This window comes from Microbacterium sp. X-17 (assembly GCF_039615055.1).
In genome coordinates this window covers 737,152-755,321 of record NZ_JBDHNI010000003.1, presented here as the reverse complement: position 1 = coordinate 755,321, position 18,170 = coordinate 737,152, and the positions used below count along the sequence as shown (strand labels likewise).

The following is an 18,170-nucleotide window of genomic DNA, read 5'->3' as shown; positions in this document are numbered from 1 at the left end:
CTACTAGCGTGTTGCGCAAAGACACCCAACAAACAAGATGACGCGGTGGTCTGGAGCGACTCATTATTAGCCCACCAACCAATGACAGCAGACCGGGCCGGCGCCATGCGCCGGCCCGGTCTGTTCTGTTGGGACCTACTGCACTCGGGCCAGTAAATCTGAAACGAGTCCGTTCGGGTCGCTTGAACCGGCCATCCCGAACAACTGTCGAAGAGGAATGGAGGAGGAGAGCCGCAGGACTTCGCCGCTGGTCAGGTTGCGAGCCTCGGGGTGCAACCCGAGCAAGGCGTCCTCGAGCACTGGCAGCCCACGCGGATGGGTCACCCAATCGCCGAGCGTCGAATCGGAGTCCAGCGGAGGCTCCGAGTCAGGAAAATCGATTGTGACCGTGGTCACGAGCCGCAGATCGCGGGAGGAGGCTCCGACGGCGATCTCGAAGTCGCCGGTCTCGGCACGCCATCCGTCCTTGCTCCAGAACGACCATGCTCGGCCGTCCACCGGGACTCGAATTCTCTTGGACTGGCCGGGATCGAGCACGACCTTCAGGAACCCGGCGAGTTCCCTGATCGGGCGGTCGACACTTGACTCGACATCGCCCACGTAAACCTGGACGACCTCCGACCCGAGGCGCTCGCCGACGTTGCTTACGCTCAACTCCACAATCGCTCCCTCCGGGTCGGCGGTCAGGACGAGGTCCGAGTACGCGAACTCGGTGTAGCTCAATCCGTGTCCGAACGGGTAGGCCACATCGCGGTCGGTGACGTCATACCAGCGGTAGCCGATGTACACGCGCTCGCCGTAGTGAACCCGTCCGTCGCCGCCTGGCCAGTTGACAAACGCGGGGGTGTCCTTGAGGCGGAGAGGGATCGTCTCGGCCAAACGTCCGCCCGGTTCACGGTCGCCGAAGAGGATGTCGCTTGTCGCACTGCCGCCGGCCTGTCCGGCCAGCCACATTTCGAGAATCGCCGGCGCCTGGTCACGGAAGTCTTCCATGTTCACAACGGACCCGTTGCTGAGAACGATGATGACGTTCTTGTTGACGTCGAGGACTTCCGCGACGAGTTGTCGCTGCGTCCGTGGGAGCTCGAGGTGCGTGCGGTCGTACCCTTCGGACTCGTCGATCGGTGGCAGGCCGAGGAAGACAACGGCCACTTCTGCGGTACGCGCAATCTCCACCGCCTGCGTCCGGAGACTTCCGTCGTCGTCGCTGTCGATCGTGAATCCTGGAGCGAAGGCGACATTGCGGCCGGCTCGGCTTCTGATAGCCGACAGGGCATCGTCGAGACGAGTCGGGTTGATGTGCGAGCTGCCGGCCCCCTGATATCGCGGTGTGCGAGCGAACTCACCGATCACCGCAATGGTGCCGCCGTTCGACGGGTCGAGCGGCAGGATACGGCCCTCGTTCTTCAAAAGGACGGCGCTGGCGGCGGCGATCTCCCGAGCCAAGGTGTGGTGCGCGTCCCAGTCGGCAGTGACCGGCCGGCGCGTGGCGCGAAGACGCTCGTGAACGGTGAGGATACGACTCGCGGCTTCGTCGATGGTGTCCTCACTGATCCGTCCCGACTGGACGGCGGCGGCGACCGCGGCGGGCCCACGGCCATGGCTGGGCGGCATTTCAAGGTCGAGGCCCGCGTCGACCGCCGCGACGGCGTCCGTCACTGCGCCCCAGTCGGAAACGACATAACCGTCGAATCCCCACTCGTCTCTCAGGACGGAGGTGAGGAGCCATCGGTTCTCTGAGGCGAACACACCGTTGATGCGGTTATAGGAGCACATCACAGTTGCAGGACGAGCTTCTTCGACGATGATCTCGAACGGGCGAAGGTAAAGCTCTCGTAAGGTGCGCTCGTCTACTTCGGCGCTGATGCGCTGGCGGTCGGTCTCCTGGTCGTTGGCGACGAAGTGCTTGACGGAGGCACCCACGCCCTGATCCTGGAGGCCACGCACCCAGGCGGCTCCGAGCTTTCCCGAAAGCAACGGGTCTTCGGAGAAGTACTCGAACGATCGTCCGCACAGCGGCGATCGCTTCAGGTTGACGCCGGGACCGAGGAGGACGTCGACACCGAGCTCGCGGCTCTCGACGCCCAGTGCCGCGCCCATCCGCTCGAGAAGGTCGGTGTCCCAACTCGACCCGGTTGCTGCGGCCGTCGGAAACGCTGTCGAGGGGATGCTCTCGTTGATGCCGAGATGATCTGCTGCTGCGTCCTGCTTGCGGACGCCGTGGGGGCCGTCGGTCAGTGTGGCTCCGGTGATGCCGACGCGTTCGATGTCGGCGGAGCGCCAGAAGGAGCCCCCGCTGAGCAGGGAGGTCTTCTCGTCGAGGGAGAGGGAGTCGAGGTGCGGGTGTCGCATGGATGACCTTTCTGGGATGGTCCGGGTTGGTGGTTCAGGCCTTCGGATCACGGTGTTGACGTGACCAGCGTTGGCAGAGAGGGAGGGGCTGCAAAGCTAGAATCAGTGGCATGTCCGCCGAGCAGATCCCGCAGCAGACGCCGCCTGGCGGTGGTCCTCGCGGCCGTTACGCGAAGAGCGAGGCGGTGCGGGAGTCGATCCTCGTTGCGTGCATCGAGGCGTTCAGTGTGAGCGGCTTCCACGGGTCGACGATGAAGGACATCGCTCAGCGTGCCGGGATCAGCCAGACCGGTCTGATTCATCATTTTCCGGACAAGGCGGCCCTGCTGGTCGAGGTGCTCAAGGAGCGCGACTTGCAGATGTCGTCGATCATGCGGTCGACCGACCAGCACGACTTCTTCCACGCGCAATTGGATGTCGTGCGCGATAACGCGCTTCGGCCCGGTCTGCTGCAACTGCACACCACGATCAGTGCAGAGGCGACGGATGCGGAGCATCCGGCGCACGAGTTGTACCGGGAACGGTACGACAACCTGAGAACGTACCTGACGGCGTTGTTCGAAATGCATCAGGCCAAGGGGTTGTTGCGCGTGGATGCGTCCCCGCGGGCCTTGGCAAGCCTCTTCGTGGCTGCTCTCGACGGGCTGCAATTGCAGTGGCTCTATCACCCGGAGGAAGTGGACGTCGCGGAAAGCCTCCAGGCTCTCGTGGATGCGCTTCTGAAAGGCATCTACTGACCGACGGTCACTCATGACGCCGCACCCGGACGACCAGGTCGCTCTGCCGAGGCAACTCCATGGAGAAGGTACCCGAGTGCTGGCCAGGCTGTTGCTGGATCGTCATCGCCCACGGGTCAATGAAATCGACGATGGCGGGGACGCCTTCCGGCCAGGTGAATGTGTAGGACTTGGGTTGGAAGTGGCTGAAGGTCACGAGTTCGTACTCGCCCGCGATGCCGGCCCGTTTGATGTGCGAGAGACCGCTGAGTGGGTCGAGACGCCCGGACGGGCATTCGTTCACAAGCCCGGCTAGGAAGGCGACCCGGCGCGGCGACTCGCCGGCGAGTGTGCCGCCGGTCGCCCACCAGAGACGGGACTGATCATTGAGGTACGTTTCGCCATGCGTGGCGTACGCGCCGCGGATCATGATCCCCCAGAATCGGCGTACGACCTCCTCGGCGGTCAGGGAACCCCATTCGAAATCGACGTCGCCTTCGTACCCGAACTCGTCCACAACGACCGGCTTGCGCCACTGTGAAAGCCAGGTCTCCACGTGAGCGACCGGTGAGTCCGCATCGATCTTCTGGATGCTGCAGTGTGTCGCCCATTCGGCACCGTGGTCGAATATGCGGGTGCCATTGTGGATCGACAGAAGATGGGATGCGTGGTCTTCCGATTGGATGACTCGCGCGATCCGATGCCAGTCGTGGTCCCGTTTGTCTGGCATGAGGTCGTACTCGTTGGCGAGCGACCACCAAACGTTGGCGAAACCGGCAAGTCGACGGACCAGGTAGCGCGTGTAGCGATCGTCCGCTGCCGTACCCATCGACTGGAATCCCCACCGGTCATAGGGGTGGAAAAGTATGACGTCGGCTTGAATGCCGAGCTGGGCAAGATCGATGATCCTGGATTCGAGGTGACGGAAGAACTCTGGATCGAATCGAGTCGTATCCCATTCTCCGTCGTCGTCGTGCGGGAAGGGAAAACGGGGCGGCTCGCTCCGGGTGAGGTTGTAGTGCTTGGGGAACACGCACATACGGACCTTGGTGAAGGGGCTGGCTGCGAGCGAGACGAGGGTCTCTCGCTCGTGCTCCTCCTCCTGGTGAGTCCAGGCGTAGAGCGTCGTCCCGATGGGGACGAAGGGGCGACCATCGGCGTAGGTGAAGTGTGTTCCGTCGGCGCGGACCGGTCCGGGAGCGGATCCGGCGTCGACGTGGACAGACCCCACGATGGCGTTCAGGGATCGAGCTGTCGATCCGGTCGTAAAGCTCCAGGTCCCCGGACGCGTCGGCAGGAACCGAATTCGGTACTGGCCGTCGCCGTCGTAGAAGCCACCTACGCGGATTACTCCATCGTCGTCGGAGAAATCGGCCCACACATCGACGTCCACGTACGGATTGCCGTGCGCCGGACCGGTCAACCGCAGGTCGAATGTCTCCCACTGTTGCGTCGTTGCGGGTGCATCGAGCCGAGCGGTGCCCTCGGGCACATCCGCTGACTCGTACCCGGGATCCGGGGTGATTGGAGGCTGCTCGACCGTCCCGGAGACCTCGACGTGAGCGAGCTCGGCAAGAAGCGCCGAGCTCGCCGCGGTGTCAAGTCGGGCGTAGTCCATCAGGGTTCCGATGACCATGGTTCGGACCGTGTCGGCGCTCTCAGGCAGCTCGAATAGCTGTGGGAGGGCAACACGGAGCGCGGAGCGTCCCCGTTCGTCGTCGAGGATCTCCGAAACACGGGTCTGCCGGTCCGCCGTTGCCATGGTCGTTGCTGCTAAATGCGGCGTTCAGCGCGTGCCGCGAACCTTGGCGAGGATGATGGAACCACCGATCAGTGTGCAGATCGCGGCGACGATGAAGAGGAGGCCATAGTTCTTGTCGGCGCCCGTGACGCCGATGACGAGGATGACAGAAGCGATCAGCGGGCCAATGGCCTGGGGGAGCATCGTGGCGTAGTTGTTGATCCCGATGTAGCGTCCCGCGTCGGTGTCGCGCTCAGGCAGGATGTCGAGGACGATTGCCTGGTCGACTGAGGCGAACGCGCCGACAGCGATCGAGGTGATCAGCGAGCCCGTGATGAGCAACGGGAGCGCGGTGCTGAAGGCCATGATCAAGACGCCGGCGGTGAAGAGGACGGCTGAGACCATGACGAGCAGGCGCCGTCGCTTGAGTTTATCGGAGAGCCATCCGCCTCCGAGGGCGCCGAGTGATCCGGTGAGGACCCCGCCGATCGAGAGGATGACGATAATTCCGCCGATCTGGCTGACCGTCACGCCCATGCGAGCGGCGAAGAAGAAGGTCGTGAAGGTCGTGGAGAAGCTCAGACCGAGGTTGAAGATCACGCGTCCGAGGCAGTTCCAAGCGAAGTCGACATGCTTGCGCGGGTTGAAGACGAGGTTGCCGAAGAAGGTGCTGAGGCGGAGCTTCTCCGTGTTGACGAGCGAGGGATTGGGGTCGTCTTTGACGAAGATCACGAACAGGGCGATGGTGATCGCACCGATGACGCCAGGGACAAGGAAAACGAGAAGGTCCTTGCCGATGAAGGCTGAGGCCAACCCGGCACCGACGATGGGGCCAAGATTCTGGACGAATCCGACGAGCCCGGAGACCTTGCCGCGCTGCTCCTCAGGCACCTTGTCTGCCTGGGAGTAGATGATGCCGGGCAAAACCATCGCACCCCAGCCCAGCTGGGTGAGCACCCAGGCGATCCCGAGGACGATGAGATTCGGTGCGATTGCGAGGCCGGCGAGAGCAATGAGTCCGAGGATCGTTCCCGCGATGAGGTAGGGGCGACGGCGGCCGAGCCGCGATCGGGTCCTGTCGCTGAACATGCCGATGATCGGTGTCGCAAGGAGAGCCGCGATCGCGCCAATGCCGGTGATATAGCCGAGGATCTCGGGGTGGCCTGGCGCGAGTTCCTCGACCTTGAGCGAGAGGGAGAGGGCGATGGGCGTGACGAGCGCGAGGTAGCCGCCGAACGCGGCAAAGGTGACAAGGGTGATGTAGCTGCGCCCGACGCGCTTGCGCGGCAGCGAAGGTGTTTCGACATCGATGGCCGCGGCCGCGGCAGTACTGCCTTCGAGCGCCTGTCCGACAGGGATGCCGCCCTCGATGGGCTCCCCGCCAACAGCGGGAGTCAACTGTTCCGACGCTGCTCGGGACGTGGGGGTGTCGGACATCGGGATCCTCCTTGATCAGGGCTTTCGGGTGAATTTCGAAATTAGATACTAATTTCGAATTACGGGGAATGTAGCACACCTCCCTCCCTTGAAGCACGTTCACAATTCTGGAATGCGGTGTTACTTTTGACACTGCGTTCCAAGAAAAGGAGTGAGTCATGGGTCGAGTTGATGGTCGAGTCGCATTGATCAGCGGGGCCGCGCGGGGGATGGGCGCCGAGCATGCGCGCGTACTCGTCGACGAGGGGGCCTCAGTGGTGATCGGCGATGTCCTTGACGACGAGGGAGCTGCCCTTGCCGCGGAGCTCGGTGGCCGGGCCAGGTACGTGCATCTCGACGTGCGGGAATACGCGCAATGGGAGACCGCGGTCGCCACTTCGCTGGCCGCGTTCGGGCGACTGGACATCTTGATCAACAACGCCGGCATCGTGCGAAGCGCTCCGATTGATGTGCACCCAGTGGCCGACTGGGACCTGGTGATCAGTGTCAACCTGAGCGGTGCGTTCTACGGAATCCGAGCGAGCGCTGAGGCGCTCAAGGCTTCCGGTCACGGGTCGATCATCAACGTCTCCTCGGACGCCGGCCTACAGGGGTACGAGCAGATCACCGGCTACAACGCATCGAAGTTCGGTCTTCGCGGCCTGACCAAGAACGCTTCGCTCGACCTCGGTCGGTACAACGTCCGGGTCAACACCATCCACCCCGGTCTCATCCGCACGCCCATGATCGGCGGTCTCGACTTTCCGCAGAACCACGTGGCGCTGCACCGGCTCGGCGAGATGTCCGAGCTCAGCTCGCTTGTGCTCTTCCTAGCGAGCGACGACTCGTCGTTCTCGACGGGAGCCGAGTTCGTCGCCGACGGCGGCGAGAGCGCCGGCCTCGCCCACTACTGAAGTAATCCCCCAACAGAAAGGTCACACAGTGACACGCAACCTCTCGTTTCTCGAAGGCTCCCTCGACGGCCAGGTCGCCCTGGTGACCGGTGCTGGCCAAGGACTCGGACGGGATATCGCCATTGCGATGACGCAGGCCGGCGCCCAGGTCGCGGTCATAGACATGAACGCAGACACGGCGGCGTCGGTCGCCGGCGAGCTGTCACAGTTCGGCGCGCCCGGACTCGCGATCACCTGCGATGTCAGCGTTCGCGAGCAAGTGGACGCGACCGTCGACCAGGTCATCTCCGACTTCGGAGGCATCGACGTCCTCGTGAACAATGCCCAGAACGTGCGCGTGGTCCAACGATCGTTCCTCGAGACCGATGAGGCGCTCCTCCAGGCGCACCTCACGAGCGGACTGTACGGCACCTACTATTTCATGCAGGCCGCCCACCCGACGCTCAAGGAACGTGGCGGACGCGTGATCAACCTAGGCTCGGGCGCGGGTGTGGGGGGACTCAAGGATCACTTCGCGTACGCCGCGACGAAGGAGGCCATCCGCGCGACCACCCGGGTCGTCGCGCGCGAGTGGGGTGCCGACGGCATCCGGGTCAACGCGATCTGCCCCGCCGCTTTCGACACCCCTGCCATGAAGGTCTTCCTCGAGAACGCCGGCCAGGAGGCGCGGGACTGGATGGTCACGCAGATCCCGGTCGGGCGTTTCGGCGGCGGCGACGAGGTCGCCTCGGTGGCGGTGTTCCTCGCGAGCGACGCGTCGAGCTACATCACCGGCCACACTCTCATGGTCGACGGCGGTTCGAACATGGATGCCGGACGCTAAGCCGGACGCGGAGACGGCCGGCCCATGGCCGTCGTCTCCGCGACGCACCCACGCCCGCGTCTATAGTCGGAAGGTGCTTCGGGGACAGAGTAGGGCTATCGCGTTCGACGCGCTGAGAGAGCGATTCGAACAGGTGACCCTGGAGCTCGTCCTTGAGCGCGGATTCGACGATGTAACCCTCGTGGAGATTTCCGATGCTGCGGGAGTCTCTCGCAGCACGTACCTGCGCTACGTGGGCTCGAAAGCGGAAGCTGTGGTCGGGGGTCTAATGTCGGTCGGCAACCAGATTGCTCAGCGACTCCGGGAGCGCCCGTCCGACGAATCGGATTGGATTGCGCTGCGCCGCGCCTTCGACGCAATCACCGAGGCACATGGGACGAACGCCCAGCGGCTCCTGCAGCTGGTCGAGTCGGTCCGTACCAACCCGGGCCTCAGCGGATCCTTGGCGTTGCAGCGGGATCAGTGGCGCGATGTAATCGCCGAGGCCGCTGTGGCGCGGCGCCCCGAGACGTCACCACGTCAGGCGCAAGCCCGTGCGGCCGCAGCCCTAGCGGCGTTGGATGTCGCGGTCATCGAGTGGTCAGACTCGTCTGGCAGGGAGCGGTTCGAGGCGGCTCTCGACGCCGCGTTCGACGCCGTGGGGACTGCTTCGAACCACTGAGCGCTCACGCGCTGACTGCGTCCTCAAGAGGTGCCTCGAGCACGGCTGCCGTCTCTGGGAACTTCTTTGTGCGAGGGATGAGAACTGCCAACAACACGCACAGTAAGGCGGCCCCGAGTCCCATCGCGAGCGTCGCCATGAAGCCCTGCTCGGTCGGCCCGGTCACTCCGCCGCTGGTTGTCACGGATTGGGCGAGGACGGCGCCGATGACCGCCGAGGCGATCGATGTCCCGAGCGAGCGCATCAGGGCGTTGAGCCCGTTCGCCGCGCCCGTCTCCGATGCGGGAACCGCCTGCATGATCAGTGCCGGCATGGCCGCATACCCGAGCCCGACTCCGACGCCGAGAAGAATGTTCACGATCAAGATCTGCCAGAACTCGGCGTGGAAGAGGATCGCCGCCGCGTAACTGATTCCGATGACTCCTGCGCCTGCGATTAGAAGGGGCTTGGGCCCGCGGAGCCGCTCCAGGCGTCCAGCGATCGGCGATATGGCCATCATCGCGACCCCGGAGGGCGCCAAGACGAGGGCAGCGGCCACGAGGGAGAGGCCCAGGCCGATTCCTGTGCCGACGGGCAGTTCGAGAAGCTGCGGAAACACCACGTTGGATGCGAAGAGGGCGAAGCCCATCGCGGCTGAGGCGAGGTTGGTCAGGAGCACCGCTCCGCGCGCGCTGACACGGAGGTCCACGAGCGGGTCGGTGATGTGCAGTTCCAGGAAGCCCCACGCGAGCAGGACGACGATTCCAGCGATCAGGAATCCCAGCGTGCGCGTGTCGCCCCAACCCCATTCGCTTCCCCGCGAGATGGCGATGAGGACGCCGATCAGGCCGAGCGAAAGTCCCACGATCCCGACGACGTCGAGTCGGGCGGGTGTTCGCATTGTGCTCGCGGGCACGAACACGGCGTAGAGGAGGAAGCATGCCACAGCGATTCCTGCCGCAACCCAGAACAGAGCGTGCCAGTCGAAGTTCTCAGCGACAAGCGCACTCAAAGGAAGGCCGAGGGCTCCGCCCACGCCGAGCGTGGCGCTGACGAGCGCGACGGCCGATCCGAGACGTTTCGCCGGCAGGACGTCGCGCAGGATGGAGATGCCGAGCGGGATCACGCCGGCGGCCATTCCCTGCAGGACGCGAGCGATGATCAGCGGGATGAGGGCAGAGGACAGTGCGGCCAGGATCGCTCCCGCCGCTTGGAGCAGAAGGAGTGCCATAGCGATCCGGCGTTTTCCGTACATGTCGCCGAGGCGGCCGGCGATGGGCGTGCAGATCGCAGCGGCAATAAGCGTCGATGTGATGACCCAGGGGGTGTCCTCACCGGACGCGTGCAACAGTTGCGGAAGCCGCGGCTGAATCGGGATGAGGATCGTCTGCATGAAGGATGCGCCCAAGCCCGCGAACGCAAGAACGGCGATGACGAATCCGTAGGGACGAGTGGTTCGGGGGTGGTCTGGCATGGTTCCCTTTCGTGAGACTGCGTCTCATGCAAGAGATAGCGTATCGCGTTTAGACTATCCGAGTGACCAATGCCGTTCGGGAGCGCAGCCGGGAAATTCTGCGTGCGCAGCTCGCGACCGCGGCTTCCGACTTCTGCGCGGAGCACGGGTTCGATGACGTGACGGTGGACGAGATTGCGCAGAGCATCGGCGTCTCGCGCGCGACGTTCTTTCGGTACTTCGGCTCGAAGGAGGACGCGGTCGTTTCCGCGCTGCGAGACGAGCACGACTCGCTTGCCGACCGCGTGCGCGTGCAGGCTGAGCCAGGGCAGGTTGCCCTTGATGCCGTGCGTCGGGCTCTGGAGCCCACGGTGGCGACATCGCGCGCGAATCCGGTGCGACTGCGCGGACGGATCGCAATGATCGTGGCGAACCCATCGCTTCGTGCGCGGCTCGCTGTCGATCGGGCCGACCAACGCGCGACGCTTGCTTCCGCGCTGGAACCGTTTGTGCACGACCGGCAGACCGCGTTGGCCGTCGCCATTACCGCGTCGGGAGCCATCGAGCTCGGCTGGAGCTTGTGGGCCGCGGATCCGGCCCTCGACCTCGGCGATGCGTACGACACTGCGTTCCGCCTTGTCGATGGCGCTGCGGCCGTCCGGCTGGACATTACTGGTTTCGATTCGCGGGATCAATGAGCGCGGCCCACACCGCGAGGTGGGGCCGCGCTGGTCTGGTTGTGTCAGGGCTCAGTGATCGCGCTTGCGTTCTGAGTGTCCGAAGGGGGCGTTGCGCTCCTTGCGCACGACCCGGACTGCTTCGGTCCCGGTCAGCGGGGCGCCGGAAATGATCTCGGTTTCGACGGCTACCTCTCGCCGCGCGAGGACTTCGGAGCTGATGGACTTCATGTTCTGCTCCAGGCGGTGATAGCGCAGTGCCACGATCCCCGTGATGAGGGCGAAGATGGCGGGGATCCAGCTGTTGAGCGCGATGATTCCGTGGACGGCGGTTGGACTCTGCGTGCTGGCCGCGCCGGCATATCCGGAGACCGCCAAGACGATTCCGAGCACGCCTGCAGCGAGCGCTGCGCCCACCGTGCCGGCGAAAGAGTAGAGCGCGCCGCCCACGCTTTCGAGACGACGGTTGCCCTTCCATTCGTTGTACGTTGCGTTGTCGATGATCAGGATCGGCGCAAGGAAGTTGACTGGCAGCGCCGCGAGGCCGGTCAAGACGGCCGAGACCATGATCAGGGGGAGGTTTGCACCGGCGAACATCATCACCATGTAGCCAATGACGCCAATGAAGCTGGAGATTGCGATCATTCGCGAGATCGAGAACTTGCGGATGAGTGCTGGGAAGAAGAACATCAGCGGGATGAGTGCCACGTACGAAATGGCGACAATGCCCTGCAGGCCGATGTTGCCGACGATGTAGCGAAAGTAGTACGCGCCTGCAGAGATGCTTCCATAAAGCCCGACGAGCACCGCCATGCCCGAGAGCACCCAGATGTACGGGTTCGTGCGGAGGGTACCGAAGATCTCCCGCATGCTCACGCGCACGGCCTGGATCTCGGCTGCGTCCTTCGACTCGCGGAATACCCAGAACCGGACGAGACCGATTAGTGTCGCGGGAACTGCGATGCAGATAGCGACGAGGGACCACGCTGCAGGATCCTTGCCTGCTGTTTGGATCGCGATCGGCATGCCCACCGTGATGATGATCGCGACGAGGACTGTGACGAGTCCGGTTTTGGCGGAGACATCACTGTAGTGCTCTCGTCGGGGGAACACCCGGGCCGTGAAGAGCGGGTTGTTCGCCTGGTAGAGCGGCATGAAGAGAGCGGTGAGCAGGATGTAGGAGCTAAACAGCCAGATGTACTTGGCAACATCGCCGAGAGCGCCGGGTGTTGAGAACATGAACGCCGTGGCTGCCCAGCAGGCGATGATGATGAGGTCGAACGGCCGTGCCTTGCCCCACTTCGTCTCGGGGGCGCGGTCTACGAGCCATCCCGTGAAAAGCGCTCCAACTGCGTCCAAAATCTTGCTCACGACGAGGAGGATGCCGACGACGGCGGGGTTCAGCCGCAGAGTGTCGGTCGCGTAGATCGTGAAGTAGCCGGTCATGACAACTAGCGCGTTCATCGAGAATGAGTGGGCGGACCAGGGGATGACCCGCCAGATCGAGACCCTGTCCTGGCGTTTCAGCGCTTTCGCGCTCGCGCGTTCCTCTTTTGAGGGCTTCTCCACGGTGGGTGCTTCCTTGATCGACGCCATCGTCATCATTCCTTGAGTGTGTGAGCCGAGAATACGGCTGCGGAGGCTTGGTGAAAAAACTGTACGTCCTCGTCAGCGTAAAAAGCAAGATGAAAGTTGAGTGTACGCATGTTTTCAAACGGAGACGAGCGATCTGTTGTGAACACAGATCGTTCTTTTCCGACACTTGACGTGTGAAAATGGAGCAAATACCAATGTTCGAGAAGTTGGCTAAGGTGATCGAATGAGCAATCTCGGTTCGAAGCGCGGCCCATACGCGCGATCGCTCAAACGCCGCGAGGACATCGCGAGTGCTGTCCTGGAGCTGATCGACGAGGTCGGTCACGAGGGCGTAACCACCACGCTGGTGGCGGATCGCTCGGGCATCAGCGAAGCAACTGTCCTCTACCACTTCCCGTCCAAGGACCACATGCTGGTGGCGGCACTCCAGAGAGCGGACGAGCTCACGGCAGCTGAGTCTGGTGTGACGGATCTGTTCAGCAGCGATTTCGAGCCGGATCCCCATGGCCTGGATCTGTTCGCCGACACGCTCTCGGCAACCAGTGGGGTCGACACGAGTGCACGCGCCCGTCTTCTCTACATGCTGCGTGGTCAGGCTGCGACACCCGGGAGCCCGGCAGCGACCTATTTCGAGGAACGGGATGCGCGGTCCATCGGTATCTTCGCCAAGCTCATTCAGGCGAGGCAAAGCGCCGGCCTGGCGCACCCAGCCGTAAATGCGCGCGACGCGGCGACGCAGTTCATCGCCATGTGGAACGGTCTCGGTGCCATGGCCTTCCTCCACGATGATGTCGAGGTCAATCGACTGCTCCTGCAGGCATTGCGGCTCCTGCTCGGCGAGCAGGTGATGGCTGCGCGGATGCGCCTGGACGACCTGCAGCCGTAGGCTCAACTCACGACGACTCGCACGCGTCCAAGATTTTCGATCCGCGCGTATGGGCTCGTCAGGTCGCCTCGATCCTGGGCCGCGACACGCGCGGTGACGAAGTAGACGCCAGGGGTGGCAAACGAAGCCGACCGCTGGGACTCGACCTGTGCCGCCGGCTGGACCTGATCCGTGTCGGAGAACGCGCCGGAACCGTCGAGATCCCATGCGATCTCGACGATGCGCGTGGCCTCCTCTGGCGCGCTCGCCATCGCGGTGAACGCTACGGACTCTCCTACGGCGACCTCGGCCCGGTCGGAGCCGTTCGACGTGACATCGATGGTGGGCTGCACGCCCCGTCTGCGATCTGCGGATCGGGGTGCGAGCACCTGTCCGTCAGTCACGGCAAAGTTCGTGGACCGCGCGGGCGCGATCCCTTCTTCAGCCCAGCGAGAGACCTGGCGGAGTGCCACGTGCAGTACCCCGAGGTAAGAGACGGTGTGCGTCGGGTGTTCTTGGGCGCCGACATCGGCGTGAAGTGCCCGGTCGACCATCCAGACCCGGAGGTGATCGTCGGTGGCCGTTCCGAGGTGCTCCCGCACCTTGCCTGCATACCAGTGGGCCTGCCACGGGTAGGCCTCGCGATCGTGCATCGCCTCGACGACGATCATCTTGCCCTCGATATCGCCGGACTGGAGGGCCCCGGACGCGCCTCGGGTCATCAGTGGGCCGACGAGAAGATCCCGCTGCGGGTAGGTCGGCGCGCCCGATGTGTCACGGAACTGGTCCCAGACGGTGAACTCGGCCCCCGGCACCTGGTGGCGGTGGTAGGTCTGGGCCGCGAGGAAGTTGCTGTTGTCGACCTTCACCTTGTCGCCGACTCGCAGCTTCTTGAGCCCCGGGTACAGGTCGGGGAAGTCAACGAAGGCTAGGTCGCCGTCGATGCGTTGCAGGTTAGCGCGAACGCCCTCCGCTTCGCCGTCGAGAGCTGTCAGGATGGAATTCGACGGATCGACGTGGGGAGCGTCGGCCACGCGGAACGCGACCATGACATCGTCGCCGATTTGCGGGCCCTTGAACGCCTCGTCGACTCCACCGGCCGGTCCGGTCGTCTCCCCGAGAAGGCCGGCACGCGCTGCCTCGGAACGGGAGTACACCTCGGTGACAGTGGTCGAGAGGATGACGCGGTCGCGATGCACCGACGAGGCTGGGTCGTGGCCAAGATATCCAGGCTTCGTCCAGAAATCATCGAAGTAGGTCGGGTCGATTGCCTCGAGGGACTGGTATAGAACGCCGAACGCCTGAGTGCCCATCGTGCGGTGGCCGTACCAAGCTTTCGGCGGAAAGCCCATCTTGGTCACCTCCGTGAGTGCTTCGCGCTGCTCGTCGTTGAGGCCGTCTTCGAGACCATGATCAGCCCCGGGCTCCGTCGCATCGACGATCCGATCGAGCACGTCCCGGAGGACTCGCATCGCGTGCATCCGCACTGTGAAGACGTTCGGGATTGCGACCGGGCTCCCGATGACGTGGGGAACGAAGCCGTCCCAGGCGCCGCGCGTGTTCTCTGCACACGCGATCGTGCGGAACCCTCCGCCCGAGCCGCCGTAGGCGTAGCCATACGTGCGGTGGTCACCATAGACCTGTCGTGCGACCTCCTTGGCATACCGAGCAACTGCGGCATTGGCGCGGAAGGCGCCGATGCTCGGGTCGTTGTCCAGTTGGGGCTTGGACAAGTCGATGGCCCCGCCGCCGTTGGTTTCGACGAAGAAGGCACCCGAGTCGAATGCGAAGCCGACCTTGTCGTCGATTCCGTTGAACCCGAGTGCGAGATTCTCACTCTCGGGAACGGGAGTGATGTGCTGGAAGAAGCGCCCTTCGTAAGTGTTGCTTGAAGGGAAGTAGAACGAGAACCGAGTCTCGGTTCCTTGGAAGCCGCCGTGAACGTACCGGTAGGAATAGGGCTCTGAGCGCTGTTCGTCGAGGTCGATAAACGGGCGATCGAAAACCGCGTCCTCGGACTGAACTCGAGCGAGTGTTTCAGACATGTGGATCCCTCCTGGGTCGCGCCATCGCGTAGGTCTAGCGTAAAGCGAAACTTGAGTGAATGCCAAGTTTGATCGCTGCAGACGGCGCATATCAACGACGGATGCCGCAAGAAGAACCGTCAAATTAGTCTATCGGGTAAGATTCATCAACCGTTGTCGGCTACGAGGAGGAAAAGCCAGTCGCCGTCTGCTGGCGGCTTCGGGATCTCCAATGTCCCCTGGTTCGGCGAGTTTCCGATTGACACGACCCAGGATTCGCCGGTGCGCGGATCGAACCAGCCGAGGGTGAACGCGGTCTGGGGGAGTCCGGTGATTTGGGCGTTGCCTTCGTCGTGCCTATAGGTCTCGCCGAAGTAGGCAACCACCGTCAGGCGATTCTCATCTGCCGAGACGAATGGGAAGTAGAACAGCTCGTTGGTCCAGAAGTCGGTACTAAACAACTCTGGAGCCGGCTTCAGCATCCACCAGTCGATTCCTTCATAGAAGCGCCGCAGGTATCCCATCTGCGTCGCCCCCGGGAGCTCCACTCCGTCGTACCAGGGCGATCTGCCCCACATCGAAGTGCTGTCATTCGCGTCCCATGCACCGTTCCAGATGCCTTGGCCGCCGTATGAGTAGCCACAGCAGCCGGATTGAATCGCCCGGTACGCGACCTGGCGCACCATCGTGTCGGTGACCGTTCGGCGCCCGTTCGATTCGACGCTGGTCAGGCCCTCGTAGAAGCTTTCACCCTCGACCAGTGGCTTCCCCGGATAGGTTCGGAGGTGGTCCTCCCAGTGTGCCTTCCCCATGTCCATGTCTCCGTGCCCGAGCTGGCTCAACGCGAAGGTCAGCCAATCCTCGGACTGGAAGTCAGCAGGCATTGGCCGTTCGTTCGTCAGGTGCGCGGTGATGGGGTGGTGATAGGCGTCCGCTTCCTGGATTGCGAGAGCGACGTTTCGCCAGGCGTCAAGACGCTGAGTCCTCAGCTCAGGGTCGTAGCCCGCGACTTCGCCCCCGAGCGTCCAGACCAGAGGATATGCGCCATATCGCGCCACGATCTCGCGAGCGAATCGTTCCACCGCGGCGGGTCGCTCGTCGACGGCGCTGTACCAGCCCAACCCGACTGCGTGGACCAACCCGGCGTTGGCGATGTATTCGAATCGTGGATCGAGGATCTCCCGGAAGAAGGAAAGGTCGAGCTCGTCATCGCTGACGAGGCGATCCCAGAACGTCGGCGGTGTCCACGACAGAATGTTCGACTGATACACGCTGAATCCCTGTCGAATTCGCAGATCAACAGTGTCGCGGAACTGTGACGTCCAGCCTGGTTTGTTCGACTCGTCCCAGCGTTCCCAGGCGAACCGCCAGTGAGTGTCGCCGAGCCAGAAGAACGGTGTGCCGTCCTGGTGCTGAAGGTAGGTTCCAGTCGGGGAGGCGCGGAGGAAACCGTGTTCATAGACGGGGTGGGAGAGCTCCGTTTCCGCGCAGGTGAGAGTCCCCGAGTTGCCGTGCAATCCACGATCAGAGGTTTCGGAGGCGGTCGTTTGGTATGTCCAGTCGCCTGCTACCGGTAGAGCGACGCGGACGCGCCAGAGCCGGCCGCCGTCAAAGAAGGCGGGCCGGTGGAGCGTGATCCCCTGAGGTCCTGTGAACAATACGTCGACTCGAGAGCCCGGGTCTGGCTTCTCGGCGGCACTCTCGAAAGTGATCTCGCGGGGTTTCCACACAGTCACGGGGGACACGGCTACTCCTCAGGTCGACCTCAACGGCGTTCAATCCATCGTTGCCGACTTGCAAACATGCAGGCTCGACCCGGGATAATTTTGCGCAAAACCGATCGATGTCGACGGAATGAAACGTTGAGACGCTCGGTATGGCGATCACCGGCTCCAAGGCTCCTGCGCGACTAACCGGAGGTCGTGCTCCGGGGGCGGAGCACGGGCGCGACGACGTAACGAAGCGGCTCCGTGCGGCCGCGGATACGTTCGAGCAGGAGTCGGGCGCTGGCCCGGCCCGTCTCCCGGCCCGACTGATTGATGGTGGTCAAACCCACCCGCGGGATCCCGGCGATCAGAATGTCGTCGTAGCCCGCGACGGCGACGTCACCGGGAACGTGCAGGCCACGTTGATCCGCCGCGCGGAGCACGCCGAGAGCGGCGATATCAGCTCCAGCAAAGATCGCCGTCGGTGGTGCGGCTTGGTCGAGCAGCAGCTGGGCCGCGTCGTAACCCCCCTGTTCGGTGTAATTGGTCACGACGAGCTCAGGTTCCAGTCCGTGCTCACGCATTGCGATCTCGTAGCCACGCTGACGCTCCGTGTGGGAAAGGACATGCTGTCCTCGCAACCCACCAGAGGGCTGGCCTGTGTGGGCGATCCGGGTGTGACCGTTTTGGACGAGATGCTCCACCATCAACTGCGCCCCGCGGCGGTCATCGCTGACGACGGTGTCGAAGTTCCGGGACGTTCCGTGGCGCGCAACGACGACGGTCGGGATGTCGCGCCCGAGATCCTCCAGCCACGCCTGCGACGTCCACGGCGCAATCACGATCACACCGTCCACCTGCCTGTCGAACAAGGCCTCCAGACTGCGCCGCTGCTGTGCCGGATCGGTGCTCCCGCGGACCACGATCTCTTGATAGTTCGTGTCACCGAGTTCATCGCTGATTCCTTCCGCGATCTCCGGTTGGAACGGCGACGAGAACTCTGTCACCATCACGCCGATCGTGAAGGAGGTGCCGCGCATGCCGCGCGCGCCGGCGTGGGGACGATACTGCAGCGTCTCGATCGCCTCGGATACCCGCGCGCGCATCTGCGGGCTCACCCCTGAAGCCGACCGGAGGACCTTGGACACAGCCGACGTCGAGACGCCAGCGGCCTGCGCGACGTCGCTGATAGTGACTCGACGCCGCGGTGAAGTGGCGTCGGTATCGACAGAGGATGACATGGTGCT

Annotated in this window: 14 protein-coding genes; 6 read left to right on the top strand and 8 right to left on the bottom strand. The window is 63.7% G+C overall.

Annotated elements, in window-relative coordinates; all coding sequences use genetic code 11:
• Window positions 1-135 precede the first annotated feature (135 nt).
• A complete protein-coding gene (locus ABCS02_RS17820) occupies window positions 136-2,352 on the bottom strand; it encodes a glycoside hydrolase family 3 C-terminal domain-containing protein (RefSeq protein WP_345837006.1) in 2,217 nt (738 codons plus the stop codon).
• Between the two features lie 110 nt (window positions 2,353-2,462).
• Here ABCS02_RS17820 and ABCS02_RS17815 point away from each other — a divergent pair, with 110 nt between their 5' ends.
• The gene (locus ABCS02_RS17815; RefSeq protein WP_345837005.1) at window positions 2,463-3,089 is read left to right on the top strand and encodes a TetR/AcrR family transcriptional regulator; all 627 of its coding nucleotides are present in this window, start codon (window positions 2,463-2,465) and stop codon (window positions 3,087-3,089) included.
• A gap of 7 nt (window positions 3,090-3,096) precedes the next feature.
• Here the strand turns inward: ABCS02_RS17815 and ABCS02_RS17810 are convergent, their stop codons facing one another.
• On the bottom strand, window positions 3,097-4,830 hold the full coding sequence (locus ABCS02_RS17810) for a DUF5060 domain-containing protein (RefSeq protein WP_345837004.1): 1,734 nt from the start codon (window positions 4,828-4,830) through the stop codon (window positions 3,097-3,099).
• 24 nt (window positions 4,831-4,854) lie between these two features.
• Window positions 4,855-6,246 carry an MFS transporter gene (locus ABCS02_RS17805; protein ID WP_345837003.1) on the bottom strand — a complete coding sequence of 464 codons (1,392 nt, stop codon included), beginning with the start codon at window positions 6,244-6,246 and terminating at the stop codon, window positions 4,855-4,857.
• 158 nt (window positions 6,247-6,404) lie between these two features.
• Here ABCS02_RS17805 and ABCS02_RS17800 point away from each other — a divergent pair, with 158 nt between their 5' ends.
• From ABCS02_RS17800 to ABCS02_RS17790, 3 genes are all read left to right on the top strand, one after another.
• Window positions 6,405-7,139, top strand: coding sequence for an SDR family oxidoreductase (locus tag ABCS02_RS17800; RefSeq protein WP_345837002.1), 735 nt, complete (start codon window positions 6,405-6,407; stop codon window positions 7,137-7,139).
• 28 nt (window positions 7,140-7,167) lie between these two features.
• Window positions 7,168-7,962: an SDR family oxidoreductase gene (locus tag ABCS02_RS17795; protein ID WP_345837001.1), complete on the top strand. Its 795-nt coding sequence runs from the start codon at window positions 7,168-7,170 to the stop codon at window positions 7,960-7,962.
• A 133-nt stretch (window positions 7,963-8,095) separates the two neighbouring features.
• Window positions 8,096-8,623, top strand: a complete 528-nt coding sequence (locus ABCS02_RS17790) for a TetR/AcrR family transcriptional regulator (protein ID WP_345837000.1) — start codon at window positions 8,096-8,098, stop codon at window positions 8,621-8,623.
• Window positions 8,624-8,627: 4 nt separating this feature from the next.
• On the opposite strand, the gene ABCS02_RS17785 is transcribed toward ABCS02_RS17790, so the two are convergent.
• A complete protein-coding gene (locus tag ABCS02_RS17785) occupies window positions 8,628-10,076 on the bottom strand; it encodes an MFS transporter (RefSeq protein WP_345836999.1) in 1,449 nt (482 codons plus the stop codon).
• A 62-nt stretch (window positions 10,077-10,138) separates the two neighbouring features.
• Here ABCS02_RS17785 and ABCS02_RS17780 point away from each other — a divergent pair, with 62 nt between their 5' ends.
• Entirely contained in the window at window positions 10,139-10,753 is a 615-nt protein-coding gene (locus ABCS02_RS17780) for a TetR family transcriptional regulator (RefSeq protein ID WP_345836998.1), read from the top strand.
• A gap of 51 nt (window positions 10,754-10,804) precedes the next feature.
• Here the strand turns inward: ABCS02_RS17780 and ABCS02_RS17775 are convergent, their stop codons facing one another.
• Complete coding sequence (locus tag ABCS02_RS17775) at window positions 10,805-12,328, bottom strand: MFS transporter (RefSeq protein ID WP_345836997.1); 1,524 nt, start codon at window positions 12,326-12,328, stop codon at window positions 10,805-10,807.
• Window positions 12,329-12,551: 223 nt separating this feature from the next.
• Between ABCS02_RS17775 and ABCS02_RS17770 the strand changes: the two genes are divergently transcribed.
• Window positions 12,552-13,214 carry a TetR/AcrR family transcriptional regulator gene (locus ABCS02_RS17770; protein WP_345836996.1) on the top strand — a complete coding sequence of 221 codons (663 nt, stop codon included), beginning with the start codon at window positions 12,552-12,554 and terminating at the stop codon, window positions 13,212-13,214.
• 2 nt (window positions 13,215-13,216) lie between these two features.
• On the opposite strand, the gene ABCS02_RS17765 is transcribed toward ABCS02_RS17770, so the two are convergent.
• The 3 genes from ABCS02_RS17765 to ABCS02_RS17755 all read right to left on the bottom strand — a co-directional run bounded on the left by ABCS02_RS17765 (window position 13,217) and on the right by ABCS02_RS17755 (window position 18,164).
• Window positions 13,217-15,238 carry a hypothetical protein gene (locus ABCS02_RS17765; RefSeq protein ID WP_345836995.1) on the bottom strand — a complete coding sequence of 674 codons (2,022 nt, stop codon included), beginning with the start codon at window positions 15,236-15,238 and terminating at the stop codon, window positions 13,217-13,219.
• Between the two features lie 146 nt (window positions 15,239-15,384).
• The gene (locus ABCS02_RS17760; protein ID WP_345836994.1) at window positions 15,385-16,962 is read right to left on the bottom strand and encodes a DUF4038 domain-containing protein; all 1,578 of its coding nucleotides are present in this window, start codon (window positions 16,960-16,962) and stop codon (window positions 15,385-15,387) included.
• Window positions 16,963-17,126: 164 nt separating this feature from the next.
• Window positions 17,127-18,164 (bottom strand): LacI family DNA-binding transcriptional regulator, encoded by a 1,038-nt coding sequence (locus tag ABCS02_RS17755; RefSeq protein WP_345836993.1) that lies wholly within the window; start codon window positions 18,162-18,164, stop codon window positions 17,127-17,129.
• Window positions 18,165-18,170: the final 6 nt, after the last annotated feature.